Source organism: Streptococcus equi subsp. zooepidemicus (assembly GCF_015689395.1).
Classification (GTDB): domain Bacteria; phylum Bacillota; class Bacilli; order Lactobacillales; family Streptococcaceae; genus Streptococcus; species Streptococcus equi.
Genome location: NZ_CP065054.1, coordinates 2,123,165 through 2,150,055, shown reverse-complemented (window position 1 = coordinate 2,150,055; position 26,891 = coordinate 2,123,165). Strand labels below are relative to the sequence as shown.

Genomic DNA, 26,891 nt, shown 5'->3' with positions numbered 1-26,891 from the left:
ACGAGATTCCTTCTTGTGGATAATTCTAGAACCATTCTATCATAAATAAAGATAGTTTTCCACAAAGGATCAAGGATTATTTTAGACTTACCCACAAGCTGTGGAGATAAAATACACAATGTGTAAGATAGTTTTCCACAACTTGTGGAAAAAAGAGAGATCCTTGTGACTAAAAGGTTTTAGTCACATTTCTCTTGTGGAAAACTGAATAAAAAAAACAGACAATCAACAAGCTAAAGCAACTTGTTGATAATTCTGTTCAATTCTTCTTGGTTTGAAAATGACAGTTGCAGCTGCCCACTGTCATTTTTTTGGAGAGACAATGCCACAGGTAATCCTAATGATTTTGAGAGCTCTTTTTCTAAAGACTTCACAAAAATGGTTTTATGTTTGTTTCTTTTTTTTGGGGGATGCTTAGTCTTTACCAGCTGTTCGATTTGCCTAACGCTTAAGCCTTGATCCAGAATGTTGTGAAAATAAAGCTCCTGCTCTTTTGGTGTTGACAAGGATAATAAAGCTCTTGCATGGCCGGCGCTAATGGTACCGTCCTCAATCGCTTGTCTAATAACGTCTGGTAGTTGCAGCAGTCTGATGGTGTTGCTGATATAAGGGCGTGATTTTCCCATGTATGTCGCGATGTCCTCATGGGTCATCTTATTTTTATCAATGAGTAATTGATAGGCCTTAGCCTCTTCAATAGCATTTAAATTTGAGCGCTGTAGGTTTTCTACGATGGCCTGCTGCATGCTCTCAAGAGTAGACATTTCCTTAACAATTGCTGGGATCTTTTGAAGTCCTGCCAGCTTGGCTGCTTTAAAGCGTCGTTCTCCAGCGACCAATTCATAGCCAAATACATCAGATTTTCTGACAATGATTGGTTGAATCAAACCATTAGCCTGAATGGAATGTGCCAGCTCCTCAAGCTCTTTTTGATTAAATTGAAGACGTGGTTGATAAGGATTTGCCACAATATCCTCGATAGGAATGTGCATTAGGATTTCTGTCATATAAGCCTCTCAAAAGGGAAATAGTGGTAGCTTAACGGTTATTAGAGATACATACGGGATAAAAGAGCAAGAGCCCGCGACCATCGTCTCGGACTCAATCTCACGGGGATACCCAATGTTTACTGCTTTTTAGTTAGATCCTTAGTTGTTTTTGTTAATTTGATGTCAACTTTCTTCTTAGCAGTTCCTCTGTAGAAGGTTACCTTAATGGTGTCGTTAATCTCATGACTATATAAGACACTTTGTAGGTCACTAATTGAGCTGACTTCTTTACCGTCAACCTCAGTAATGACATCATACTGCTCCAATTTACCAAGAGCAGGCATGCCATCTTGAGTAGAGGCTACGACAACACCGCTGGTAACGCTTGTTGGAATATTCAATTGAATCAATGCATTGGTTGATAGATTACTTAAGTTTACCATTGTAATGCCTAAGGCTGGTCTGATAACAGCTCCGTTAGACTCTAGTTGGTTAATAATGGTGACAACATCGCTTGATGGAATAGCAAAGCCAATTCCCTCAATGGCTCCGCCGCTGCCAGTAGGTGTTGAGGATATTTTACTTGAGTTGATACCAATAACCTGGCCTTCAATATTGATGAGTGGTCCACCTGAATTACCTGGATTGATAGCAGCATCAGTTTGGATAGCATTTGTTGAGATGGTCTCACCTGCTTCATTTCTTGAAGTGACTGTACGGCTTAGACTTGAAACAATCCCTTCTGTCACTGAGTTGGCATATTTTGTTCCAAGAGGACTACCAATTGCAATGGCTACCTCTCCAACATTAATTTTGGTTGAATCTGCAAATTTGGCTATTGTTTTGATTTTATCAGCAGCAACTTTGACAACAGCTAGGTCAGAATAAGTGTCTGCACCAACTAGTTCTCCAACGATCTTAGAGCCGTCTGCTGTTAAAATTTCAATTCGTTGAGCTCCCTCAATGACATGATTATTGGTTACAAGATAAGCAGTATTTCCTTCTTTTTTGTAGACAACACCCGAGCCTTCACTGTGTATGCTTAGCTCGTCCTCTTTTTGTACTGCTGAGGTATCATTTTCTTCTCCGAAAAGATTGATGTAAGGATTTGAAATGGCAGGCGAAGCAGCCTTTTGATAGTTAATAACAGACACTACAGCATCTTGAACCACCTTAACAGCCTTTGTTGTATCAGTTGTATTGTTAAAGCTGACGTTGCTTGTTGTCGTTGCTCCCTTTGCATTTGAAGATGTTAGAAAATTCTGACTAAATCCATTAACAACTAAGGCAGCTAATAAGCCCCCTAAAAATCCAATGGCTAAAACCCATAAGGGCTTCAATATATTTTTTGATTTTAACACAAAATCACCTCCGAATGGTTTTCACATAGGATATAAAACCTCACTTAATTATACCTTAAAACCATAAAAAAGAAAAGTAATCCACAACTTGTGGAAAACTTTTCAGGACTATACTAAAAAGGCTGTAGAAAAGGGTTTATATAAAGAAAATAAGAAATCAACATGTGGATAAGCTGTGTAAAAAGAGTTGATTATGGTACAATAAGGATATGAAAATAAAGCTTATTTGTGTCGGAAAATTAAAAGAAGCGTATTTAAGAGATGGGATTGCAGAATACCAAAAAAGACTGTCTCGCTTTTGCCAATGTGATATCATTGAATTAGCAGATGAAAAGACACCTGATAAGGCTAGCAATGCTGAAAAACAGCAGATTATGGCTAAGGAGGCTGACAGGATCAAGAAAAAGCTTGGTCAGCGTGATTTTGTAATTGCTTTGGCAATAGAGGGCAAGCAATTGGCATCAGAACAGTTTAGTCATCTACTATCAGAGGTCACTGTAAAAGGCTATTCAGACATTGCCTTTGTCATTGGTGGGAGTCTTGGTTTGGATCAATCCATTAAAAATAGGGCTAATTTATTGATGAGCTTTGGCCTATTGACCTTACCTCATCAATTGATGCGTTTGGTTTTAATCGAGCAGGTTTATCGTGCTTTTATGATTCAACAAGGCAGTCCATATCATAAATAGCAGCTGTTTCACATGAAACATGACACATGGCCTAGACAAATCGCGTGCTCGCCTCAACAATAATTCTGGCTTTCACTAATAGGGTTGCTAGTTTGTAGCCTTATTCAGCTATTGCCTGATAAAGGTGATCAATAGCTTTACAGAGCTGGTGATTTGGAGATTTTGCGCTTCTAGCCTTAGACGATGTCAGATAAGTACTATCACTCTTACTGACTCTCCTACGGGAGTCAGCAGCTTGCTATTGCTAGAAATACAAAAAGGCCACTAGCTATTGACTAATGGCATTTTTAAGTATTCTGATCTCAGCAGGATTCGAACCTGCGACCGTTCGCTTAGAAGGCGAATGCTCTATCCAGCTGAGCTATGAGACCTCAACCACTTCATTCTAACAAAAAAACCTTATGCCTGTCAATGCTTATTTTTGATAAGATGCTTCACTGCCCCAAACCTGTAGCGGTGTGTCTTTTAGTAGTCTGTGTCAGAAGAGACATATGTTATTTTTTCTAGCATGTTTGGGGTAATTAGACTTGTTTTAGACTGTTTATGTCAAAAGTGATCAAAAAATCAAGATTTTTTTGAAAAAAGTATAGACAAATAAAAACATTCTGCTATAATAATAAGAGTGTTAAGGAGAGTTACTCCTAAGCTTCAGGTCCGTTGGTCAAGGGGTTAAGACACCGCCTTTTCACGGCGGTAACACGGGTTCGAATCCCGTACGGACTATCAGAATTGTCATTGTGGCAATTTTTTTATTTTCCGGCATAGCTCAGTTGGTAGTAGCGCATGACTGTTAATCATGATGTCGTAGGTTCGAGTCCTACTGCCGGAGTGATAAGACACATCCTAAGGCTTTCTTAGGATTTTTTTATTGACCTTGAAGAGAGATTGTGATTTACTAAGGAACACGTGATCTATGGAAAGCTCTGTACTTTAATATCCTTAAACCAATAGACCAGCTAAAAACGCTTGATTTTGATACCTGTAAGGGCTTTAAAATCAAGCGTTTTGCTTATATAATGGAAATTGATGTTTAAGCTTTTAGCTTAGCTGCTTGCCTGAGTAGGTAGTAATGTAAGAAGCTGTAAAGCAAGATACCAATAAATGAGAGCAACAAGCCTAATGTAAAGCCATTTGGAACAAAGGTGAGCACTAATTTACCAGATCCTTTTGGAACATCTATCCTAATAAAACCACCTTGAGCCTTTTTAAGAGCTACTGGTCGGCCATTTAGCCTTGCTGTCCAGCCTTTATCATAGGGAAGGGTAAAAATCATAGAGCCTTCTGATTTGGCCTTGTAATGGCTGATGACTTGATTGCTACGGGTGTAAGCAGTAACCTCTTTTTGATTAATCGCATTCATGGCTGCCAGATAATTGTCACTGTTTAGACTGTAAAAATGTGGAATAGCAAAGGAAATGCTTTTGTTTTTCGGAAACATAATAGCAAGGGTTAAGGTTTTTCCTTTTTCAAAGTACCCTAAGTCAAAGAATGAAAAAGCATTGTCAGTAGTGTATTCATAGGTCTGGTCATCAATACGTATCCTAACATTTGTTGCATTGTGATTTGAAAAGCTAATATTTGGCAGGCTTAAGTAAAGCTGCCTATGGTCTGGTACGGTAACCTGATAGTGAACAATGGTTGTTGACGTGTTCTCAGCAGCCTGACCTGAGATTCTCTCATTAAATATCTGAGCATTTGATATTAGCTTAGAAGGCTCTAACTGGAAATAGGTAAGTCTTTTTCCACTCAGCTGATTAAGCAGCTTGGTTTGATTGTCAAGTGTGTTGACAGTTAGCTTGACATCTTTGTAAATATCATCTGTTAAGATAGCTAGATTGCTGCTATAGTGATTTTGATAGAGTGCTGTGTGATGACTGGAGGCTATCCTTGAAAAGCCAAATTTATGAAGCTGATGATAGCTAAGATTGTACTTTACCCCTAAAAGACTATCCATGATGAGAGTGTTATTTTGATAACGAAGGTTTAGATTTGTTCCAGCAGACTGGTAGCCTAGACGATCCAGAAGGGAGCTGGAGTGACGATTTCGGATAGATGAAAATTGAGAAATGCCATTATAGTTGTATTTCATACTGTCGTTGCCTGTTTGTGGCAGGAGCTGCTCCAGTCTGAAAAACTGGTCGTTGTTAGTATCTGCTTTCTTGACAAGTTTGTCAATATCTTGTAAAGCTCTGCTATAGCCCTTACGTGATGGAAATACCCATTCATGATGGATACCATTAAGCTGATAGTAGGTATTTAAGCTGGTTTCTAAACAGCAAAACAGTAAGGTAAAAAAGATTAAAAATGGCATTGGTACAGAGGCTTTTAGCATGCTTAGCAGTAAAATAAGATATGCAGCTAAAAAGGCAAGGCTTAGGATCAATAAGCTGGGCTGTAAAAAGCTATACTGATCCATTGTCAGATAAGAAAGTGTTAATAAGCAGCTTAATAATATAAAGGCAAAGACTATTCTAGTGTTAGTAATATCTTTTTGTCTAGAAAGGGCTTCGCAGGCTAAAATAATGATAATGATTGAAAACGACCACGAATAACGGTGTAAAAACATATTGGGTGCATGCATGCCCTGCCAAAATAAATCTAAGGGCTGAAGATAAAAGCTAACCATGATGAGCCCTAAAAGCAGCCCATAGCCCAGCCTTAAGCGCCAGCTAATAGATTTTAAGGTGAAAAAGACGATACTTAACAATAAAGGCAAAAGACCAATAAATATCATGGGAATTGCATTAAACTTTGTCGTATCATAGGCACCAAGTGATAGCTTTGCTAATAAATCAAAGGCTCCTATAGGCTTAATGATGATCTGATTGATTGGAGAGAGTGTTTCACCGTAGGCTGCTAGGTCTAGATATGCCGGTATGAGTATAAAAGCACTTGTTAAGGCTGATAAGATTGACACTGATGTAAAGCTTAAGCAGGCTCTTAACCGTCTTTTCCATGTGTCTAATGATATAAGGTTGACAAGAAATAATAAAAAAACAAAGATAGCAACCATATATCCAAAATAATAATGCTGGATAAAGAGAAGACTAAGTGAGCTATAATAAAGCAAGGGCTTGGTTTGAATAATCAGCCGATGGAGCCCAAGTAAGACAATTGGTAGAAGAATAAAAACATCTAACCAGTTGTTAAGCTCTAGCTGGCTTGTCAGAAAGCTCATTAGGGAGTAAGAGACTGATAATGTCAGGACTAAAAAGGGTTTGATTTTAGGGTAAATACGATGAAAGGAGAAATAAGCGGCAAGCCCGATCAAACCAAATTTAATAAGTGTCAAGAGATAGATAGCATCTGGCATGGATTGCAGATTAAAAAAGTAAACAAGAGGAGACAAAAGACTGCCTAGATAATAGCTAGCCAGAGCAAAAAAGTTTACACCTAGGCCACTGGTAAAGGTGTAAAACATACTATCAGCTCCATGAAGAATATTTCTTAGGGCTTGCGCAAAAATAACATATTGATGAAAGCTGTCACTAGCTAAAATGGTTTTCTCACTGCCATATGAAATTCCCATTGATAAAAGGACAAAAAACATTATCAAAAAGGGAAGGAAAAAGCTAGCAATGTCATAAACAAGATACCATGCTTTAGGTTTTGTCATAAATAAGCCCTTCTATGATATTTTTGAAAAAAGGGCTAGAAATGGTTTCCAGCCCTCGGATGTCATCAATGATCATCTCTATACTTTAATGATGGTATTGAGCAAAACTCCTTGTTTTTTCCTTATTTCCAAAGCTCCGCTACCTTAGCTTGAACGTCTTTGTTTTCAAGGAATTCATCATAGGTTTCGTCAATACGGTCAATCACACCATTTTTAGAAATAACAACAATGTGATTAGCAATGGTTTGAATAAACTCGTGGTCGTGACTGGTAAAAATAACAGACTCTTTAAAATCTTTAATCCCGTCATTGAGACTTGAAATAGATTCCAAATCTAGGTGATTGGTTGGGTCATCAAGAAGAAGAACATTTGATTTTAAAAGCATTAATTTTGAGAGCATCACGCGCACCTTTTCACCACCAGAGAGAACGTTAACGGATTTTTTAACCTCATCTCCAGAAAAGAGCATGCGTCCTAAGAAGCCACGCAAGAAGGTATCATCATCTTCTCCCTTTGCTGCAAATTGGCGGAGCCATTCAAGAATAGATTCATCGCTAGCAAAGTCACGTGAGTTGTCCTTTGGTAGATAAGAGCGACTAGTTGTTACTCCCCATTTGATAGTTCCTTCATAGTCAATGTCATCAGCCAGAGCGCGTATAAGGGCTGTTGTTTGAATGTCATTTTGTCCGATAATGGCAGCCTTATCACCTGGCCTTAGAATGAAGCTAATATTGTCTAGAATTTTTTCGCCATCGATGGTTACAGACAAATTCTCAACTGTTACAAAATCATTGCCCATCTCACGCTCAGCTTTAAAATTGATGAATGGGTATTTGCGACTAGATGGAATAATCTCTTCTAGCTCAATTTTGTCTAGCATTTTCTTACGAGAGGTTGCTTGTTTTGATTTAGAAGCATTGGCAGAAAAGCGTGCCACAAATTCTTGCAGCTCTTTGATTTTTTCTTCGGCCTTAGCGTTACGATCTGCCTGCAGGCGCGCAGCTAATTCAGATGATTGCTTCCAGAAATCGTAGTTACCGACAAAAAGCTTAATCTTTCCAAAATCAAGGTCGGCCATGTGAGTACATACCTTGTTCAAAAAGTGACGGTCATGTGACACCACAATAACGGTATTTTCAAAGTCAATCAAGAAGTCCTCTAGCCATGAAATGGACTGAATATCAAGACCATTGGTTGGCTCGTCTAGTAGCAAAACATCAGGCTTGCCAAAGAGTGCTTTAGCTAGGAGAACCTTCACCTTATCACCATTGGTGAGCTCGCTCATGCTTTGATAATGCAATTCCTCAGGGATATTTAGGTTTTGTAGTAATTGAGAGGCCTCGCTTTCAGCCTCCCAGCCACCTAGCTCAGCAAAGATTCCTTCTAATTCGGCAGCACGAACACCATCTTCTTCTGAAAAATCAGGCTTCATGTAAATGGCATCCTTTTCCTTCATGATACTATAAAGCTGCTCATTTCCCATGATAACAACATCAATGGCACGTTCCTCTTCGTAATCAAAATGATTTTGGCGAAGGACAGAAAGACGCTCATCTGGTCCTAAAGAGATATGACCTGTTGTTGGTTCGATATCACCTGCGAGAATTTTTAGAAAGGTTGATTTTCCGGCACCGTTGGCACCAATTAAGCCATAAGTGTTGCCAGCTGTAAATTTGATATTAACATCGTCAAAAAGTTTTCGATCACTAAAGCGCAGTGATACGTCAGAAACTGTTAGCAATTTGTCACCTCATTTTATTTATCTAATCCTCATTGTACCTAAAAAAGCCCCTTTTTTCAATCAGAAAAGGGCTTAGGGCTTACATAGGCAGCAGCACATCTTTGTCCTCTAGTTTGTAATGCTTGGTTAAGCTAAAGCCACGTCCCATGACCTGTGCTGCTGGCATGACAACGATAAAGGCAGTGTCATCGATTTCTAGAATTTTTTCCTGTAAAGCTGGCAGCTCATAGCCAGAAACAATAGCCATTAGCATGATCTTATCTGATGTTGTGTAGCCCCCTCGGATAGGAATCTTAGAGACACCACGATCCATAACACCTGTAATATAAGCCTTGATGGCCTGATATTCCTTTGAAATAATCATGACATTCTTAGAAGAGTCAAAGCCATTTTCCATGACACTAATGACATAGCCAATAACGAGCAGCCCGATCGTAGAGTACATGACATCATCAGCAGATAGGGCGATGAATCCTATTAAAACACTAATGCCGTCAACAATAGTCATAGCAACTCCCAATGACAATGGAGAATATTTGTGTAGGATTTGTGTCAGAATACCAGTACCACCGGTTGATGAATTTCCCCAAAAGACCATTCCAAGGCCGATCCCACAAATGATACCACCAAAAATCGCTGCTAATAATTGGTTATGAGTGAGTGTTGGAAGCTGGCTAGTTAGGCGAATAGCAATAGGGTAAATCCATGAACCGTAGAGGGTTTTGATGAGATTTTGTTTACCAAGAAAGAAGTAGCATAAAATCAATAAAGGGATATTGCTTAGCATTAAAAAGAGCGAGGGGCTAATCCCAAACAGCGCTTTGATAACAACTGAAATCCCCACCATACCACCTGAAGCAATATTATTATCGACAAACATTGTGTTAAAACCGATAGCTGTGATGAAGGAGCCGATGGTTACAAATAGTAAATCCATTACCCTTTTTTTCATATTCAATACCTCCTTTATCGTTTAGTAAACATAATAGATCCATTATCTCCTAAAAGAATAGAAACCGTCAAGCCCTATTGCTTAAAAATCTCAGTAGCTTGACAAATTGCTTAAAATATCATAGAATGACCCTAAACTAGATGAGTAATCTTACCCTTGTTTTTAGAGAGCTAGTGGTCGGTGAGAGCTAGCAGCAAGCAAGATGAAATGGACTAGTGGATCTTTTGAGAGGAAACCATAACTTTCAGGTCTGGCACCCCTTATCGTGCAATTTCTTGAGTTGAGAAGATGAGATAGTATTGATTGATTAGAGATACTAATTGAGGTGGTACCGCGTATTTATTGTAATGACGCCCTCACGCAAGCCTTTTGCGTGAGGTTTTTTGATGTCATAAAATCAGTATTAAGGAGAAATCATGACAAAACCAGTTATTTTAACAGGAGATAGACCAACAGGAAAGCTGCACTTGGGACATTACGTCGGCAGTCTCAAAAATCGTGTAAGCCTGCAAAATGAAAACAAGTACAATATGTTTGTCTTTTTGGCAGATCAGCAGGCCTTGACGGATCACGCCAAAGAATCTGAGATGATTCGTGAGTCTATTTTCAATGTTGCATTGGATTACCTTTCTGTCGGCTTGGATCCAAGTCAGTCAACTATTTTTATCCAAAGTCAGGTTCCTGAGCTTGCAGAGTTAACAATGTACTATATGAATTTGGTGTCTCTTGCTCGCTTGGAGCGTAATCCAACTGTTAAAACTGAAATTGCTCAAAAGGGCTTTGGTGAGAGCATTCCAGCAGGCTTTTTGGTTTACCCAATTTCTCAAGCTGCTGATATCACAGCTTTCAAAGCTAATTTAGTTCCTGTTGGTAATGATCAAAGGCCAATGATTGAGCAGACACGTGAAATTGTAAGAAGCTTTAATCATACCTATAAGACAGCCTGCTTGATTGAGCCAGAAGGTCTTTACCCGGAAAATGAAAAGGCAGGACGTCTACCAGGGCTTGATGGCAATGCTAAAATGTCCAAATCACTGGGTAATGGCATCTATCTTTCTGACAATGCTGACACTGTCCGTCAAAAAGTCATGAGTATGTATACCGATCCAAATCATATCCGGATTGAGGATCCGGGACAGCTGGAAGGTAATATGGTCTTTCATTACCTAGATATTTTTGGCCAAAAAGAGGACAAAGCTGATATTGAAGCGATGAAAGAGCATTACCAAAGAGGTGGTCTTGGAGATGTTAAAACCAAGCGTTATCTGCTGGATATTTTGGAAAGAGAGCTTGCGCCAATTCGCCAACGCCGATTGGAATATGCCAAGGATAAGGGCGAGGTCTTTCGTATGCTGGAAGTAGGAAGCCAAAAAGCACAGGCAGTAGCTGCCCAAACACTGTCTGAAGTAAAGGCTGCTATGGGGATTCGTTACTTTTAATAGCTTATAGGCTGAGAATGATTCTTGGCCTCTTATCTTTTTAAATGAATCTGTTACTTATGGGTCAAGATCTGTCTTTTTAATTTACAGAAATATATAGAATTATGTTATTGACAAATGAATTTAGCGTGATATGATAGTAACAATAAAAATAGGCTGGGGTAGTATTCCCTAAAAAAGAAGAAAAGAGGATTGTGTTGATGTCAAATTGGGACACTAAATTTTTGAAAAAAGGCTACACGTTTGATGATGTTTTGCTTATTCCAGCAGAAAGTCATGTTCTTCCAAATGAAGTCAATTTAAAAACCAAGCTTGCTAAAAATTTGACATTAAATATTCCTATTATTACCGCAGCTATGGACACTGTAACAGACAGTAAAATGGCTATTGCGATTGCGCGTGCGGGCGGTCTTGGTGTTATTCATAAGAACATGTCAATTGCTGAGCAGGCTGAGGAGGTGCGCAAGGTCAAGCGTTCTGAAAATGGTGTGATCATTGATCCATTTTTCCTAACGCCTGAGCACAAGGTAGCTGAGGCTGAGGAATTGATGCAGCGCTATCGTATTAGTGGTGTTCCGATTGTAGAGACCTTAGCTAACCGCAAATTAGTCGGGATTATTACCAATCGTGACATGCGTTTTATTTCTGATTACAACGCTCCGATCTCAGAGCATATGACAAGTGAGCAGCTGGTGACAGCTGAGGTTGGGACTGACCTTGAGACAGCAGAGCGTATCCTTCATGAGCATCGGATTGAAAAGCTGCCATTGGTAGATGATAATGGCCGTCTTTCAGGCTTGATTACAATCAAGGATATTGAAAAGGTTATTGAATTTCCACATGCTGCAAAGGACGAGTTTGGACGGTTGCTGGTAGCGGCTGCGGTTGGTGTTACATCAGATACCTTTGAGCGTGCAGAGGCTTTATTTGAAGCTGGTGCAGACGCTATTGTTATTGATACAGCTCATGGACATTCCGCAGGTGTTCTTAGGAAAATTGCAGAGATTCGCGCCTACTTCCCTGACAAAACCTTGATTGCAGGAAATATCGCTACTGCTGAAGGCGCGCGTGCCCTTTATGACGCAGGGGTTGATGTGGTTAAGGTTGGTATCGGACCAGGCTCAATCTGTACAACTCGTGTCATTGCTGGTGTCGGAGTACCTCAGGTTACAGCTATTTATGACGCAGCGGCTGTTGCTCGTGAATATGGCAAAACCATTATTGCTGATGGTGGTATTAAGTATTCAGGAGACATTGTAAAAGCCCTTGCAGCTGGTGGCAATGCTGTCATGCTCGGCTCTATGTTTGCTGGGACAGATGAAGCTCCAGGTGAGACTGAAATCTATCAAGGACGCAAATTTAAAACCTATCGTGGCATGGGATCAATTGCAGCTATGAAAAAAGGATCAAGCGACCGTTACTTCCAAGGCTCTGTTAATGAAGCCAACAAGCTAGTGCCAGAAGGTATTGAAGGACGTGTTGCTTATAAGGGAGCTGCCTCTGATATTGTCTTTCAAATGCTTGGTGGGATTCGCTCAGGTATGGGATATGTCGGAGCTGGTACTATTCAAGAATTGCATGACAATGCTCAATTTGTAGAGATGTCAGGAGCTGGTCTGATTGAAAGCCATCCACATGATGTCCAAATCACAAATGAAGCACCAAATTATTCCATGCATTAATCCTGTAGGTGTTTACTTGATGTAGCATTTGATATATCTATATCTAAAAGCTGAGATATGTTCTCGGCTTTTTTTGTTGCACGATTACACCATGATTAGAAATAAAAGCTTGATAGCTTTAGCTGTTTGCTTCTTAGCTTTGTGATATTTCAGTGCTAGGCTAATGATCAAATCATACTGAATGCTCTTAAGCATAATACCTTTCAAAAATGGCATAACCCTAAAAGGATTAACTTAAATAGATATGAAATATTGTGAAATATAGAAATCATGTTAAAATAATATTATTAAATAGTTAAATTAAAAAGAAATATACCAAAATGATTCCATTTATTTCTGGGAATTTATCGATAAGTATAGGAATGATATAGGAGTATAGACATGAATAGGTTTTTAAAGATCAGTCTGCTTATTGTTGGTGTTATTGTCATTATGCTTGGCATGGAAGTAAAGCATAGAATGGATATATACGATCAAATCAAGCAGGAGGAGATAAAAATTGCCCAAAGTAAAGAAGCAATTGTGATTTATGAACAGGAGTTAAAATGGTTGGACCCAAATGCATTGACAAATGAAGGGACTATTAAATCCTATTCTATTGATTTAGACTCAATAACTCTTAATCCAATGGGAGGCTTTTCCGTTGCTTTACATATAAACAAAAATCCAAAGTATAAGTATCGAATGAGTTTAATGTGGAATACACCAATGAGAGATTTATGCGTGGGAGGATCCTCTTTGTCGCCAGAATTACAAGAATTGTTAGATAGGTAATGATTATGACAGGCTATCAGAAACAATTGATTGTACCAAGAACAATATAATTTTCATGAAAAGGAGCATGGTTATGAAAGCATTGTTAAAACTCATTGTATTTATTGTTGGTACTCTTGTACTTATGCTTGGCATGGAAGTAAAGCATAGAATGGATATATACGATCAAATCAAGCAGGTAGAGCTCAAAAACGCGCATAGTAAAGAAGCGATAGACATTTATGAAAAGAAGTTAAAAAGATTGGACTCCCAGGCCCTAACAGATGAAGGGCTTATCAAGTCCTACACTATCGACTCAGATTCACTCTTTATTAATCCAATGGGGGGCTTTTCCATTCACCTGATTATCAATGATGATCCAGATATTTACTTGAGAGTTGGCCTTGGTAGATATGATATGGAAAGAAATTTGGAAATTGATAGTAGTTATCGCTCAGAAAAGTTAGAAAAACTACTAAAAGGAGTGGAGAGATGAAAACATTGTTAAAACTTATTGTATTTATTGTTGGTGCTCTTGTACTTATTCTTGGCATGGAGGTAAAGCATAGAATGGATATCTATAACCAAATCAAACAGGTAGAGCTCAAAAACGCGCATAGTAAAGAAGTGATTGAAATGTATGAACAGGAGCTAATATCAATGGATCCCCAAGCCCTAACAGATGAAGGGCTTATTAAGTCCTACACTATCGACTCAGACTCACTCTTTATTAATCCAATGGGAGGCTTTTCCATTCACCTGATTATTAATAATGATCCTGATACTTACTTAAGGGTTCGTCTTGATCGGCGTAATTGGGAAAGAGATTTGGAGATTGCTAGCATATACTATTCCGAAAAACTAGAAAAGTTATTAGAAAAAGAGGGATTGATTGATGATTTTTACAGATGAACAAAGAAAAGAAATTGCGGCAGAGGGATATGAAGAACATACAGTAGGTTCACCGGTTATTGTTAAAGATAGTAACTCTAAATTCTTCATCGGTTATGTGTCTCAGATAGAGGATTCGATATCAGGTTTTCAAGCCTATGTCGTGACAGATGTCAAGCTTCCCCTTATCCTACCAAGGCAGACTATGCTCAGGTCAAGCATGTCACCATGCTGTACCGGGGCTCTACTGGCCCAGACCAGTGGCAGAAACACCCAGTAGATGTGGTTGCAGATTGGGTAGGCAATGATTTGCCTATGGCTATGCGCATTCTTTTACCGGACCAGACACCAACTAAAGGGACAGCTCAGCTCCGAAAGGCAGCAACCTTTACCAATAAGACATTAAAGCAATACCCTAACGCAACATTTGAGTTTTATGGTCATTCGCTAGGCTCCATGACAGTTCAGTACGGCGTTACCTCTGTTAGTGATAAAAACTTATCTCGTATCTCTGGAGTCTATATCTATAATGGCCCCAACACCTATCGTGTGCTTAATGAGTATCAAAGAAAACGTGCAAAGCTCTTGCATGACCGCATTTACAACTATGTGGATCCGCATGACATCATTGGTATGGGCTTTGACCAAAAGGAGGGAGCAGTCGGTCAGGTCTTTGTTGTCAATACAAAAAAGGTCAATGATATAGTCTTACAGCATATGTGGCATGGCTATCAGTATGATCAATATGGCAACATGACAGACGTAAATGGTCGGTTTGTTCATGCTAATGTCCTGTTGCCTATTGATATTGACATCGATAACCGATTAGACACTAAGGTAGAGGAGCTGTACTTAGGCTTTAGAAATTACTTTGATGCGTCAACATCGGCTCGATACGGTGTGCTTTCTGATAAGCAAACGATTGTCATCAATGCTGGTGTCCTGACTAACCTTGCACAAAACCTTCAATCCTCTATATTAGGCGACCTGCAAACGATTCGCCACATTACTGAAAAATGTCAGGCAAAAAATGATGCCATAAAAGACTCCTTTGAAGAGAGGAAAAAGCGAGTTTCAGAAAACATCAAAGCCCTGCTTGCTACAAATGGCCTAACCGATACCTTTAATAGCCTGCAAAGCTCTTTGGAGAGATTAGTTGGTCAGCAGGACTTGTTTGATATGCTGTCTCATTCGGCTAGCCTAGACTATCCCTTTTCCTATGATGAGATCCCATATGTGAATAATAATCGCCTCAATCTGGCCATGTATGATTCAGAATTAGCGAGCTTAAACACAAAGTCGCTTCAGCTTGCCTCATCTGCTCAGCATGAAAAGTCAGGCTGGATTGATAGTATTATCGGTCGCTCGACCCTTTTGAAATCTTGGCAGATTATTGATGAGGCCAGTCGTCAGCTATTGAAGGAGAGTGATAAGACCTTTGAAGGAACAGGTTTACGTGAAAGTAAAGTTGACGGTATTAGTGATTCCTTAAAAGAGGTATTTAGCGTGGAATTACAGGATATCATAGAGCTGGAAAAAATGATAATCAATACCAGTGAGCTGATCCTAGGGGTATCACAAAATGTCACAGCTACAGATAACTGGCTAGGTAACAGCCTAAAAAATGGCCAATTTCAAGGAAGTGCTGATGTCGTCAGTGTCCCTAGCAGCTATGATGCTTACTTAGAAAGAACAGGTCTTTTAGATGATGTCAGAGATATTCTCCAAGCCTTTGATGAGCAGGTGGAACAAAAGAGTCGGGACTATTCCAGAAAGGTTGCCTCTGTTTATGCGTCAACCTTTTCAAGGCTATTTGATACACTTGATTATTGGACTACTGAGGTGAATACCTTTAAGGATATTGTAACAGTGTTAGACAGACGTTTTTCAGATAGGGTTTATGTTGAACGAACAGAAATCAAAGATGAAACCTCTACAACGACAAGGAGCTATTGGGGAAATCTGGGTGCTTTATATCCTTGCCGCATAAGATCCGGTATTGCTTCTGCCAGAGCTGAGGTATGTCCTCTAGTACCGGCATTGACTGATACGATACAGCGAGTCAATACCGCAAGGCATCGGCTTCAAAACTTGCATGGAGATCTCAGTCGATTGATCGAAAAAGGAGTTTACAGCGCTCTTGATTTAGATGACATCATCACTAGTCAAAAGATGGTTGGCAGACTGCTGGATAAAATCATCGTTGAGCTATCCTTTGTCAAAACTACCATAGAAGCAAGCATGTCCGGTCAAGCAGCTAGTGCTATGGTTAATCATCTTGCTCTATTCCTCAAACGCTTAGGCTATTTCAGTCAGCTAGTTGCTGATTGCTTTGGAACTCAGGTCACAAAAGTCCCTAACAAAGCTCCAGCTAGAGCTAGCTATAAGGCTAAACGGTTTTCATTAAATAATCCTCTAGCATTGCAGTAAATAAGCTCTGTCAGTTACTTTGACACCTTTTTAGGGAGAAGCGTATGAGCAGATGATTTTTTACATCATGTTATTGTATTTTCTAAGGAAATAGGCTATAATAATTCTCCGTATGAAAGCACTTTTATCGTTAACATCATGTGTCAACTTATTGTAAAGGAGATGTAAATTTGGAAGGTATTTTATTTGCACTTGTCCCAATGTTTGCATGGGGAAGTATTGGCTTTATTAGTAATAAAATTGGCGGTAAACCCTCACAGCAGACCTTTGGGATGACCCTAGGAGCTTTGCTATTTGCTCTAGTTGTTTGGCTAGTGGTCAGACCTGAGATGTCTATGAAGCTCTGGATTTTTGGGATTTTAGGTGGTGTTATCTGGTCTGTTGGTCAGACTGGGCAATTTCATGCCATGCAGTATATGGGTGTTTCAGTAGCAAATCCCTTGTCTAGTGGCTCTCAGCTAGTTTTAGGTAGTCTGATTGGTGTGCTGGTCTTTCATGAGTGGACCAAGCCTATTCAATTTGTCGTTGGTACGATTGCCTTACTTCTTTTGATTGTTGGTTTTTATTTTTCAAGCAAGCAGGACGAGACGAATGCAGCAAGTAATCAATTGCATGATTTTTCAAAGGGCTTTAGAGCCTTAACCTACTCAACAACCGGCTATGTGATGTATGCTGTGTTGTTCAATAACATTATGAAATTTGATGTGTTGTCGGTTATTTTACCGATGGCAGTGGGCATGGTGCTTGGTGCAGCCATGTTTATGTCGTTTAAGGTATCGTTTGACCAGTATGTTATCAAAAACAGTGTTGTTGGCTTGCTTTGGGGAGTTGGAAATATCTTCATGCTGCTAGCAGCCTCAAAGGCTGGTCTGGCAATTGCTTTTAGCTTTTCACAATTGGGCGCTATTATCTCTATTGTCGGAGGTATTTTATTCTTAGGCGAGACAAAAACAAAAAAAGAGATGCGCTGGGTTATTACAGGTATCCTTTGCTTTATTGTTGGCGCTATCCTCTTAGGTATCGTCAAGTCATAGAGTGTCAACTGATTTAACCATAAAAAGGGCCACGATTAAGGTGCCCTTTTTTGGTTTACTCAGTTAATCAATCATGACAGAATCTAGTGCAATCGTCCCTTTATTAACCTTAAAGAGACTAATGTCCTTGGGTAGCTGAGACAAATGCTCTAAGCTAGTTGTTGTGATAAAGGTTTGAACATTTTCTTTTTTGACAGCCTCCAGAAGCTTTGTTTGCCTGATATTGTCTAACTCACTCATAACATCGTCAAGTAGAAGAATAGGGTTGTCACCTGTTAATTGCTTCATCAGACTAACCTCTGCCATTTTCAGTGATAAAATCAGGCTCCGATGCTGGCCTTGACTAGCAAAATTAGCGTTCATGCCATTAATATAAAAGATCAGATCATCGCGGTGGGGGCCAACACCAGTATTTTTTCTCAAGAAATCTCTTTGATGAGTGGTTTTGAGCTGGTTCATGAATTGCTGATAAATCTCTTGCTGGTGCTCAAAGCTCACAGAGGCTTGATAGGAGATCGAAAGCTTCTCTAGGCCATTAGAGATAGCTTGATGATGCTTGTTTGCCTCTTTTGCTAGTGATTGAACAAACGCCAACCGATGCGCCATTACACGACTCCCGTAGGTAACCAGCTGCTCATCTAACACAGATAAAAAGTCATTATCAAGCTGATGAACACTTTTGAGATAGGCGTTTCGCTGCTTTAGGACATGATTGTAATGTGACAAATCTGATAAGTAAACAGGCTTTATCTGACCTAAGTCAATGTCCATAAATTTTCGTCTAAGACTAGGAGAGCCTTTGACCAGCTGTAGATCCTCAGGAGCAAAGAGGACCACCATCATTGCTCCGATATAATCAGAAAGCTTTGCCTGCTTTAGGGTGTTAATCTTGGTGATCCGTCCTTTATCAGACAGTAGTATTTCTAGCTGAACACGACCACTAAGGCGCTCAAGAGTTCCAGATATAGAGCAATCCCTTTCGTCAAAGTAGATTAAGTCCTTATCAGATTTGGTGCGATGACTTCTTGTTACTGACAAAAAATAAATAGCTTCAAGAAAGTTTGTTTTTCCTTGCGCATTGTCACCAATGAAAACATTCAAGCCTGGTGAAAAGGCTGCTGAGGCTTGTTGATAATTACGGTAATGGGTGAGGTTTAGTTCTTTGATCCACATGCTACAATCCTGGGAAGCGAATAGGCTTTTGTTGATTAGCCTTAGCTTTTACAGCTGAGATAGCTTGTCCATGCTTGCTTTTGGTAGCAGCAGCTTGCTTGGTCTGTGCTTTTTTAGCCTGCTGATTCATTTGTTTAACCATCTTAGCAACTCGCTCTTTTTCTGCCTTTTCAGCTTCATAGGCTGTTTTTTCGGCCTGACTAGGCGCTACAAGCTCAATCCTGATGTGCTGTGATGGAATGGTGATGACGTCACCGACCCTTAGCTTCTTGCCACGTCGTTGTTCCTCTTGACCATTTAAAAAAACCTCTGTTTGAGCTAAAAAACCTTTAATGGCACCACCACTTTGGATAATACCTTGCTCCTTTAATAAAGCTTGTAGGGTAATAAAGTCAGTAAATAGTGTGTATGTCATAGTCATCTCCAATTTATCATTCAAGTCATTATAGCATAAAAAGCCACTAAACAATAATGCTGAAATGCTGACCTTCTAAAGTCTAGACTATAGCCACAGGATAGCATTCTGATAAAGAGTCAAAATAGGCTAGCAGACTGATGTTAACACTCAACGAATAGCGATAAAAATGGTATAATTCTAGAGATCACACATTTATTAATAAGGAAATATTATGAAACTTATTCAGGGAGTTCAGCTTCATCTGATAAAAAACAAAACATTTAAAACGAATCAGATAACGTTTCGCTTTTCAGGTGATTTTAATCAAAAAACGGTAGCAAAGAGAGTCTTAGTAGCTCAAATGTTAGCAACGGCTAACGATACCTATCCTACTGCCAAGCAATTTAGAGAAAAATTAGCACAAATGTATGGAGCAAGCCTGTCAACCCATGTGTCAACCAAGGGTTTGGTTCATATTGTGGATATTGACATTACCTTTATTCAGGATCAGTATGCTTTTTATGGGGAGAAGCTTCTAGACGAAATGATTCAATTTCTAAAGGATATCCTTTTTTCTCCCTTGTTATCAGTGGCTCAGTACCAGCCCAAACTATTTGACATCGAAAAAAGACATTTGATGACCTATGTCGAGGCAGATAAGGAGGATTCCTTTTATTATAGTGCCCTAAAAGCCAAGCAATTGTTTTATGCTAATGATAGCCTGCAGCTGTCAAAATATGGTAGTTCTGAGTTAATTGCTAAGGAAACAGCCTACACAAGCTATCAAGAATTTCATAAAATGTTGAATGAGGATCAGATTGATATTTTTATCCTTGGTGATTTTGATGACTATCGTATGGTACAGTTGTTACATCAATTTCCCTTTGAGGGACGCAGGAAAAAGCTAGATTTCTTTTATTTACAGCAGCCTGTCAATGTTGTCAACGAATTAGTCGAGCAAAAGCAGCTTAATCAGTCTGTTTTAGAGTTAGCCTATCATTTTCCGCTGGTTTATGGGCAAGCAGAGTATTATGCCTTAGTTGTGTTAAATGGTCTATTAGGAGCCTTTACGCATTCTCGCTTCTTTACTCAAATTCGTGAGAAGGAGGGGCTGGCCTATAATATTGGCAGTCGATTTGATGTTTACACAGGCTTGTTTGAGGCTTATGCTGGCATAGATAGACAGCACCGGACAAGAGCCCTGCAGCTAATGGTTAAAGAGCTCAATGACATCAAGATGGGGCGCTTTTCAAGCAGCCTTGTCAAGAAGACAAAGCTGATGCTAAAAAACAATGCCTTGCTATCTGAGGATAATAGTAAAGCCTTGATCGAGCTGGAATATATGAGATCTTATATAGATCCTTCCTATACTTTGTCAAGCTGGATTGACGAGATTGACAAGGTTAGCAAGCTAGATATTGTCAGGACAGCTAACCTGCTCAAGCTGCAAGCTGTATATTTTTTAGAGGGAAAATAAGATGACACCACTACTGAAAAAAGACTATCCCAGCATTAAAGAGACCTTACACTACGGTCAACTGGCAAATGGTTTAAGGGTTTATTTGATAAAAAGGGAGGGCTATTCTGAGAAAACAGCCATGCTGACTGCTCATTTTGGTTCTCTTGATACAAGTTTTACAGTTGGTTGTCAAAGGGTTGACTTACCGCCAGGTGTTGCTCATTTCTTAGAGCATAAGCTATTTGAGGATAAAGACGGTAATGATATTGCTCTTACATTTACACAGTTAGGATCAGAAACAAATGCCTTTACAACCTTTGATAAAACGAGCTATTTCTTTTCAACTGTCAATGAATGGCAAGAAAGTCTGAGACTTTTGCAGGAATTTGTAGCAGCTCCTAGCTTTACAGAGGAGTCGGTTAATCGTGAAAAACATATTATCACCCAAGAAATTGAGATGTATCAGGACGATCCTGATTATCAGGCTTACAGTGGTATCTTACAGAACCTCTTTCCCAATACCAACTTAGCTGTTGATATTGCTGGGACCAAGGAGTCTATCAGGGACATTACAGGCTCTTTATTGGCTGACAGCCATGCTTATTTTTACCACCCTTCTAACATGGTCTTAACGATTATTGGCGATATTGACATTGAAGAAATCTTTACAGCTATTGAAGCCTTTCAATATAGTCAACCAAGTCAGACGCAGTATGATGTACAGGTAGCTCCATTGACCTACTATCCTGTGATCAAGTCTAGATCTATTGATATGGACGTTGCGACTGCCAAATTAGCAGTCGGCTTTCGCGGTCAGCTAATGTCAAGCGAGTATTCTCTACTCACCTATCAGGTAGCTCTTAGACTGCTCCTAGCGATGCTCCTTGGCTGGACGTCAAAAGCCTATCAGGATTGGTATGAAAAGGGCAAGATAGACGACTCCTTTGATATAGAGGTTGACATTCAAAGGGATTTCCAATTTGTATTGATTTCTTCAGATACTAGTCAGCCTATTGCAATGTCTAACAGCATTAGAAAAAAGATTTCCGATTTTAGATGCTCAAGAGACGTTAATGAGAAGCACTTAGAGCTAGTGAAAAAGGAAATGTATGGGGATTTTATGCAAAGCTTAGACGCTATTGATCAGCTGGCAAGCCAATTTAGCCTTCATTTATCAGAGCAAGAGACCTATTTTGATATTCCTAGGATTATTGAGACCCTAGCTTTAAAGGATATTATCGAAATAGGAAGCTTGTTTTTTGAGCATGCAGCTACTTCAGATTTTACAGTCTTTCCCAAATAGCTTAAAATCTGTTATAATGGTCTTATTACAATATTTTTGAGGTACTCGTATGAGAGAAACAAGTCTCGGTGAATTATTAAGAGAAACACGTGTCGGAAAAAACATAACATTAGACGAAATTGAAGCTAAAACTGGCATTTCCTCGCATTATCTATTGGCAATGGAGCTTGACCAGTTCAAAATCATTCCAGAAGAAAAGTTTGGTCATTTTCTAAAGCAATATGCTGATATTGTTGGCTTAGACTTTGATAGCTTAAAACGCTTGTATCAGCTGCAGGTGAGCTTTAAAAAGGAAACAGGTACACCATCAGTCACACAAATCGTTGAAGAAAAGCTCAGCAAAAAAAGGCTACAAGAGAATAGCTATTCTGAAAAAATAGCTCAACCAGAGCCTTCAAGGACTCAACCAGAAACCCTAGTGATTCCTGTCAAGACGTCACTATCCTCAAGCAAATCAGCTCCTACAGCTAGTCACTTTAAGGCTACTGACCATAGACGGACTAGAGAGACCAGTGCTTCAAGACTAAGTCGCTATGGAAATAGTGCTAAAACGAAAAAATCAGCCTTTCCATCAGCCTTACTAGGTCTTATTGCTGTGGCTATTGTTGGTGTTATTGGCTTTGCTGTTTGGAAGCAATTTGATAAAGGTCAAAAAGCAAAAGAGGCTGAGATGTCTTTTCTTAAATCATCACAAAGCAGTCACTCAACAGCGTCCAGCTCATCTGAGCCTAAGACGGTGATCACAACAGAGGGCGCAGAGAATTACTTGATTGCTAATATTACTAAATCAAAAGAAGCTGTTGATGTTACAGTGTCGCTAACTGATGCTGAGAGCAGTTGGATTTCCCTCACTAATTCGGAAATTGGTGAGGCTGGTATGACCCTAACAAAGGACAATCCATCTTATTCTACTACCTTGCCTGCTGAGACAACAGAATCTTTGTTGACACTAGGCGTAACAAAGGGTGTTTCAGTAGCAATTGATGGTCAGCCCCTAGATTTATCAGCAATGACAAGCACTGATATCAGCTATATCACACTGAAGATACAATAATAAGGTATAAGCATGATCAAAAAAGAAAATATTCCCAACTTGTTAACTCTAGCCCGTATCGTCATGATTCCATTGTTTTTGTTGATCACTTCTTTGTCAAAGACAGTCGGTTGGCATACTTTTGCAGCGATTATTTTTGCAGTGGCAAGCCTGACCGATTATTTAGATGGTTACCTTGCACGTAAGTGGCAGATTGTTACTAATTTTGGTAAATTTGCTGATCCGTTGGCAGACAAGATGCTTGTCATGAGTGCTTTTATTATGTTAGTGGGCTTAGAGCTGGTACCGGCTTGGGTGTCAGCGGTTATTATCTGTCGTGAGCTAGCTGTTACAGGACTTCGTTTGCTACTGGTTGAGACTGGAGGTGAGGTCCTAGCGGCTGCTATGCCTGGTAAGATCAAAACAGTAGCACAGATGCTTTCCATCATTTTTTTACTGTGTCATTGGACTGTTTTAGGCACTGTTTTGCTGTATATTGCTCTATTGTTTACGATTTATTCAGGTTACGATTATTTCAAAGGAGCAAGCTTTCTTTTTAAGGATACCTTTAAATAACAATGTCAAATATTATTGAAGTTAAGAATCTTACATTTAAGTATAAGCAGGACCAGGAGCGATGTACCCTAGATGATGTGACGTTTCATGTGAAACAAGGCGAGTGGTTGTCTATCATTGGGCATAATGGCTCAGGCAAGTCAACCGTTGTTAGGTTAATTGATGGGCTATTGAAAGCAGAAGCTGGCCAGATTTTTGTTGATGGTGATCTTCTTACAGAGGACAATGTCTGGGACATTCGTCATAAAATTGGCATGGTGTTTCAAAATCCTGATAACCAATTTGTTGGTGCAACTGTCGAAGATGACGTTGCTTTTGGTCTTGAAAACAAAGGTGTTTCCCATCAAGAGATGATAGAGCGTGTTCATCAGGCGTTGCAGCTGGTCGGTATGGAGGCTTTTAAGGATAAGGAGCCTTCCAGATTATCAGGTGGTCAAAAGCAGCGGGTTGCTATTGCAGGTGCTGTTGCCATGCGGCCAATGATCATCATTTTAGATGAAGCAACCAGTATGCTGGATCCAAAGGGGCGTCTGGAGCTGATTCGGACAATTCAATCTATTAGACAAGAATACCAACTAACTGTTATATCTATTACACATGATCTTGATGAGGTGGCTCTTAGTGATCGAGCTTTGGTGATGAACAATGGGCGTGTTGAGTCTGTCTCAACTCCACAGGAGCTATTTGCTAGGGGCAATCAGTTGATCAATCTAGGTTTAGATATTCCTTTTACAACTTCTGTTGTTAATATGCTAAAAAAGGACGGCTACCCTATACAGGGAGCCTATCTCACAGAAAAGGAATTAGAGGAACAGCTATGTCAATTCATTTCCAAAATGTAAGCTACACGTATCAAGCAGGGACACCCTTTGAGGGGCGTGCCCTTTTTGACGTTAATCTTGATATTGTAGACGGCTCTTATACGGCTTTTATTGGTCATACTGGCTCAGGCAAGTCAACGATTATGCAGCTCTTAAATGGCTTGCATCTGCCGACCACCGGCAGGGTTACGGTAGCAGGCAAGGAGATAACTAGTCAGTCAAAAAATAAAGATATTAAGCCTATTCGTAAGCAGGTTGGTCTAGTCTTTCAATTTCCTGAGAGCCAGCTTTTTGAGGAAACTGTTTTGAAGGACGTTGCCTTTGGACCACAAAATTTCGGTGTTTCTCAGAAAGAGGCGGAAGTTTTAGCGCGTGAAAAATTAACCCTAGTAGGGATTTCAGAGGAGCTATTTGGTAAAAATCCATTTGAGCTTTCTGGTGGGCAGATGCGCAGGGTTGCTATTGCGGGTATTCTTGCGATGCAGCCGGATATTTTGGTGTTAGATGAGCCTACTGCTGGGCTTGATCCCAAAGGGCGAAAGGAATTAATGAGTCTTTTTAAATCGCTCCATCAATCAGGTATGACCATTGTACTGGTAACACATCTGATGGACGATGTTGCTGATTATGCTGATTTTGTTTATGTCCTTGAGGCTGGTAAAATCATCTTATCAGGTCAGCCAAAGGCTATTTTTCAACACATTGATTTGCTAAAAGAAAAGCAATTAGGTGTCCCTAAGGTGACAGCCTTTGCCCAATGCCTGGCTAAGCAAGGCTTTGATTTACCCTATTTACCCATTACTTTGGAGGAATTAAGAGAGGTATTAAAGCATGGATAAACTCATTCTTGGTCGCTATATTCCTGGGAATTCAATTATTCATCGGCTTGATCCAAGAAGCAAGCTGCTTGCTATGATTATCTATATTATCATTATTTTTTGGGCCAATAATGTGGTAACTAATCTTTTGCTGTTAGCATTTACCTTGCTGCTGATTTTCTTGTCACAGATAAAATGGTCTTTCTTTTTCAATGGTGTTAAGCCTATGATTGGTATTATCCTATTTACAACGCTTTTTCAAGTTTTTTTTACACAGGGAGGATCAGTTCTTTTTCAGCTTGGAATAATTAAGATAACAAGCTTGGGATTAAGTCAAGCCATTTTGATTTTCATGCGATTTGTTTTGATTATTTTCTTTTCCACGCTGTTAACCCTAACCACCACCCCACTAAGCTTATCTGATGCTGTCGAAGCGCTGTTGAAGCCTTTAGTTAGGTTTAAGGTACCTGCCCATGAGATCGGTTTGATGTTGTCTTTGAGCTTACGGTTTGTTCCAACCTTGATGGACGATACAACTCGTATTATGAATGCGCAAAAAGCGCGAGGTGTTGATTTTGGAGAAGGCAATCTTATTCAAAAGGTAAAGTCGATTATCCCTATTTTGATTCCTCTTTTTGCTTCAAGCTTTAAAAGAGCTGACGCTTTAGCGATCGCTATGGAGGCTAGAGGCTATCAAGGCGGTGACAGTCGAACAAAATACCGCCTGCTAAGCTGGCAATTAAAAGACACCCTAGCCATTGCTTTGGTAGTTATTTTGGGGATTTTCCTTTTCTACTTAAAAAGCCCCTCAGGGCTCACCTAGCTATATTACAGCAAACTATTTGTTAGGCTGTAGCACTAGAATTCGTTAATAATAACAATGCTTAAATCATCTGTTACACAGAGCTGAGCTTAGGCATTGTTTTTATTTTGGGCTTTTTAAGCTCAAAAGACACTGATATCAGGCTAGAAAACTTGTAATATCAATATTGCTGTAATATTTTTAATATATCTTAAATAGACAAGTAATAATTAACAGTTAATATGGATAGCAGAGAAAAGTGAGGTATTTATTTAATGTTTAAACAAGACATTTTGAAACAACGTTATGTTAGTTTTGGCATTGTAGCAGCTGCTATTGCTTTACTTGCAGTAGTCTTTGCTTTTTCAAGTGAAAATGTAAACACTGATTCCTATGCTAAAGCTTCTGACACTAAGGTTGTGAAGAAACATCATAAAGCAAAAAAATCAACAGCAGCAAAGGCTGCAACCAAGGAGCAGCCAGCTGAGCAAGCAGAGGCTTCTTCTGCTGATGTAGCACCAGCTCAGGAACCAGTAGCTTCTGAGGTAGCTAGTCCTGCTGTGCAAGAGGCTGCTCCTCAAGCTCAGTATGCAGCTACACCAGTGGCTTATAGCAATGGAGTAGTCCTTTCTAACGGCAATACCGCAGGGGCTATCGGTAGCGAAGCAGCAGCTCAAATGGCAGCAGCTACTGGTGTTCCACAAGCTACTTGGGAAGCCATTATCGCTCGCGAGTCAAATGGAAATCCTAACGCAGCTAATCCTTCAGGTGCTTCAGGCTTATTCCAAACCATGCCAGGCTGGGGATCAACTGCAACCGTTCAGGATCAGGTAAATTCAGCCTTAAATGCCTATCGTGCACAAGGCTTGTCAGCTTGGGGCTACTAAGAACAGATAACATCGTTAAAAAACCTATCATCTCGTGTGATGAT

At 39.7% G+C, this 26,891-nt stretch carries 22 protein-coding genes, 3 tRNA genes, 1 pseudogene and 1 other annotated feature; of the genes and pseudogenes, 18 read left to right on the top strand and 8 right to left on the bottom strand.

All coding sequences use genetic code 11. The features are described 5' to 3' along the window. Positions 1 to 233: 233 nt before the first annotated feature. Both I2432_RS10200 and I2432_RS10195 read right to left on the bottom strand, forming a co-directional pair. Positions 234 to 1,007, bottom strand: coding sequence for a ParB/RepB/Spo0J family partition protein (locus I2432_RS10200; RefSeq protein ID WP_111690534.1), 774 nt, complete (start codon positions 1,005 to 1,007; stop codon positions 234 to 236). 119 nt (positions 1,008 to 1,126) lie between these two features. Beyond that, positions 1,127 to 2,350 (bottom strand): S1C family serine protease, encoded by a 1,224-nt coding sequence (locus I2432_RS10195; RefSeq protein WP_206158851.1) that lies wholly within the window; start codon positions 2,348 to 2,350, stop codon positions 1,127 to 1,129. Between the two features lie 209 nt (positions 2,351 to 2,559). Here I2432_RS10195 and rlmH point away from each other — a divergent pair, with 209 nt between their 5' ends. Further along, the gene (gene rlmH / locus I2432_RS10190) at positions 2,560 to 3,039 is read left to right on the top strand and encodes a 23S rRNA (pseudouridine(1915)-N(3))-methyltransferase RlmH (RefSeq protein WP_206158850.1); all 480 of its coding nucleotides are present in this window, start codon (positions 2,560 to 2,562) and stop codon (positions 3,037 to 3,039) included. Positions 3,040 to 3,336: 297 nt separating this feature from the next. Here the strand turns inward: rlmH and I2432_RS10185 are convergent. After that, positions 3,337 to 3,410, bottom strand: a tRNA-Arg gene (locus I2432_RS10185). Between the two features lie 280 nt (positions 3,411 to 3,690). Here I2432_RS10185 and I2432_RS10180 point away from each other — a divergent pair. Then, positions 3,691 to 3,762 (top strand) — tRNA-Glu (locus I2432_RS10180). Between the two features lie 32 nt (positions 3,763 to 3,794). Continuing rightward, positions 3,795 to 3,868: transfer RNA gene (locus I2432_RS10175), tRNA-Asn, on the top strand. Between the two features lie 201 nt (positions 3,869 to 4,069). Here the strand turns inward: I2432_RS10175 and I2432_RS10170 are convergent. From I2432_RS10170 to I2432_RS10160, 3 genes are all read right to left on the bottom strand, one after another. After that, positions 4,070 to 6,655: a YfhO family protein gene (locus tag I2432_RS10170; protein ID WP_206158849.1), complete on the bottom strand. Its 2,586-nt coding sequence runs from the start codon at positions 6,653 to 6,655 to the stop codon at positions 4,070 to 4,072. A 122-nt stretch (positions 6,656 to 6,777) separates the two neighbouring features. Then, positions 6,778 to 8,397 (bottom strand): ATP-binding cassette domain-containing protein, encoded by a 1,620-nt coding sequence (locus tag I2432_RS10165; RefSeq protein ID WP_206158848.1) that lies wholly within the window; start codon positions 8,395 to 8,397, stop codon positions 6,778 to 6,780. 79 nt (positions 8,398 to 8,476) lie between these two features. Beyond that, entirely contained in the window at positions 8,477 to 9,349 is an 873-nt protein-coding gene (locus tag I2432_RS10160; protein ID WP_206158847.1) for a YitT family protein, read from the bottom strand. 121 nt (positions 9,350 to 9,470) lie between these two features. After that, positions 9,471 to 9,710 (top strand) — a binding site (T-box leader). 55 nt (positions 9,711 to 9,765) lie between these two features. Here I2432_RS10160 and trpS point away from each other — a divergent pair. From trpS to I2432_RS10125, 7 genes and pseudogenes are all read left to right on the top strand, one after another. Next, entirely contained in the window at positions 9,766 to 10,788 is a 1,023-nt protein-coding gene (gene trpS, locus I2432_RS10155) for a tryptophan--tRNA ligase (protein ID WP_111678801.1), read from the top strand. A 200-nt stretch (positions 10,789 to 10,988) separates the two neighbouring features. Beyond that, positions 10,989 to 12,470 (top strand): IMP dehydrogenase, encoded by a 1,482-nt coding sequence (gene guaB / locus I2432_RS10150; protein WP_012516513.1) that lies wholly within the window; start codon positions 10,989 to 10,991, stop codon positions 12,468 to 12,470. Between the two features lie 381 nt (positions 12,471 to 12,851). Then, entirely contained in the window at positions 12,852 to 13,244 is a 393-nt protein-coding gene (locus I2432_RS10145) for a DUF1310 family protein (protein ID WP_115251451.1), read from the top strand. Between the two features lie 73 nt (positions 13,245 to 13,317). Further along, the gene (locus I2432_RS10140; RefSeq protein ID WP_206158846.1) at positions 13,318 to 13,719 is read left to right on the top strand and encodes a DUF1310 family protein; all 402 of its coding nucleotides are present in this window, start codon (positions 13,318 to 13,320) and stop codon (positions 13,717 to 13,719) included. Then, positions 13,716 to 14,135 (top strand): DUF1310 family protein, encoded by a 420-nt coding sequence (locus I2432_RS10135; RefSeq protein WP_206158844.1) that lies wholly within the window; start codon positions 13,716 to 13,718, stop codon positions 14,133 to 14,135. The genes I2432_RS10140 and I2432_RS10135 overlap by 4 nt, the downstream gene beginning before the upstream one ends. Beyond that, positions 14,119 to 16,544: pseudogene (locus tag I2432_RS10130) on the top strand (SA1320 family protein). The gene I2432_RS10135 and the pseudogene I2432_RS10130 overlap by 17 nt, the downstream one beginning before the upstream one ends. Before the next feature lie 170 nt (positions 16,545 to 16,714). Continuing rightward, the gene (locus I2432_RS10125) at positions 16,715 to 17,578 is read left to right on the top strand and encodes a GRP family sugar transporter (RefSeq protein WP_115251446.1); all 864 of its coding nucleotides are present in this window, start codon (positions 16,715 to 16,717) and stop codon (positions 17,576 to 17,578) included. 63 nt (positions 17,579 to 17,641) lie between these two features. Here the strand turns inward: I2432_RS10125 and recF are convergent, their stop codons facing one another. Together recF and yaaA are read right to left on the bottom strand one after the other, a co-directional pair. Beyond that, positions 17,642 to 18,751 carry a DNA replication/repair protein RecF gene (gene recF / locus I2432_RS10120; RefSeq protein ID WP_206158841.1) on the bottom strand — a complete coding sequence of 370 codons (1,110 nt, stop codon included), beginning with the start codon at positions 18,749 to 18,751 and terminating at the stop codon, positions 17,642 to 17,644. A gap of 1 nt (position 18,752) precedes the next feature. Then, the gene (gene yaaA / locus I2432_RS10115; RefSeq protein WP_111710909.1) at positions 18,753 to 19,166 is read right to left on the bottom strand and encodes a S4 domain-containing protein YaaA; all 414 of its coding nucleotides are present in this window, start codon (positions 19,164 to 19,166) and stop codon (positions 18,753 to 18,755) included. 214 nt (positions 19,167 to 19,380) lie between these two features. Here yaaA and yfmF point away from each other — a divergent pair, with 214 nt between their 5' ends. The 8 genes from yfmF (at position 19,381) to I2432_RS10075 (ending at position 26,847) form a co-directional block, all read left to right on the top strand. Continuing rightward, complete coding sequence (gene yfmF / locus I2432_RS10110) at positions 19,381 to 20,625, top strand: EF-P 5-aminopentanol modification-associated protein YfmF (RefSeq protein WP_206158840.1); 1,245 nt, start codon at positions 19,381 to 19,383, stop codon at positions 20,623 to 20,625. 1 nt (position 20,626) lies between these two features. Further along, on the top strand, positions 20,627 to 21,910 hold the full coding sequence (gene yfmH, locus I2432_RS10105; protein WP_206158838.1) for an EF-P 5-aminopentanol modification-associated protein YfmH: 1,284 nt from the start codon (positions 20,627 to 20,629) through the stop codon (positions 21,908 to 21,910). A 49-nt stretch (positions 21,911 to 21,959) separates the two neighbouring features. Further along, positions 21,960 to 22,964, top strand: coding sequence for a helix-turn-helix domain-containing protein (locus I2432_RS10100; RefSeq protein ID WP_014623681.1), 1,005 nt, complete (start codon positions 21,960 to 21,962; stop codon positions 22,962 to 22,964). Between the two features lie 12 nt (positions 22,965 to 22,976). After that, positions 22,977 to 23,519: a CDP-diacylglycerol--glycerol-3-phosphate 3-phosphatidyltransferase gene (pgsA, locus tag I2432_RS10095; protein WP_206158836.1), complete on the top strand. Its 543-nt coding sequence runs from the start codon at positions 22,977 to 22,979 to the stop codon at positions 23,517 to 23,519. 2 nt (positions 23,520 to 23,521) lie between these two features. Beyond that, a complete protein-coding gene (locus tag I2432_RS10090) occupies positions 23,522 to 24,361 on the top strand; it encodes an energy-coupling factor ABC transporter ATP-binding protein (RefSeq protein ID WP_206158834.1) in 840 nt (279 codons plus the stop codon). Next, positions 24,337 to 25,179, top strand: coding sequence for an energy-coupling factor transporter ATPase (locus tag I2432_RS10085; protein WP_206158832.1), 843 nt, complete (start codon positions 24,337 to 24,339; stop codon positions 25,177 to 25,179). Before I2432_RS10090 ends, I2432_RS10085 begins: the two co-directional genes overlap by 25 nt. Then, positions 25,172 to 25,981: an energy-coupling factor transporter transmembrane component T family protein gene (locus I2432_RS10080; RefSeq protein WP_206158830.1), complete on the top strand. Its 810-nt coding sequence runs from the start codon at positions 25,172 to 25,174 to the stop codon at positions 25,979 to 25,981. Before I2432_RS10085 ends, I2432_RS10080 begins: the two co-directional genes overlap by 8 nt. A gap of 254 nt (positions 25,982 to 26,235) precedes the next feature. Then, positions 26,236 to 26,847 carry a transglycosylase SLT domain-containing protein gene (locus I2432_RS10075; protein ID WP_037579670.1) on the top strand — a complete coding sequence of 204 codons (612 nt, stop codon included), beginning with the start codon at positions 26,236 to 26,238 and terminating at the stop codon, positions 26,845 to 26,847. The last annotated feature ends 44 nt before the right edge of the window (positions 26,848 to 26,891 follow it).